The sequence below is a fragment of the Sphingobium sp. LMA1-1-1.1 genome, from assembly GCF_040676365.1.
Classification (GTDB): Bacteria; Pseudomonadota; Alphaproteobacteria; order Sphingomonadales; family Sphingomonadaceae; genus Sphingobium.
Genome location: NZ_JBEGHS010000046.1, coordinates 1 through 379 on the forward strand (window position 1 = coordinate 1; position 379 = coordinate 379).

Sequence of the window (379 nt, forward strand, 5' to 3'; positions counted from 1 at the left end):
ACATGGGGATGCGGCGCGCAGCGTTCGCCCGAAATCGCGTTCACCGCCTCCACATTCTCCGAACCCATATTGTAGAGCACGTGATTGACGACGGCGACGGCCTCGCTTTCCTTGACGCCCGGGCGCAGCACGCGGAACAACTCGTCATAGGCGGAATCGACCAGGCACGCGGCGGTCTCCAGCAACGAGACCTCGTCGATCGACTTGATGACGCGGGCGCGTTGCATCAGCCCTTCTGCATTGACGATCGTGACCCCTTCGGCCTCCAGCGCCCGGAGCACCGGAATTTCAACGACATCTATGCCCAGCGGCTCGTTGATGAGGCCAGCATCGCGCAGCACGTCCGCGATCCGCTTCGCGTTCGCCTTCTCAACGCCAA

Annotated in this window: 1 protein-coding gene; it reads right to left on the reverse strand. The window is 62.8% G+C overall.

All coding sequences use genetic code 11. The features are described 5' to 3' along the window. The coding region (locus MRBLMA1_RS19025; protein ID WP_363738974.1) for a hypothetical protein at window positions 1–379 on the reverse strand (379 nt) is incomplete at both ends.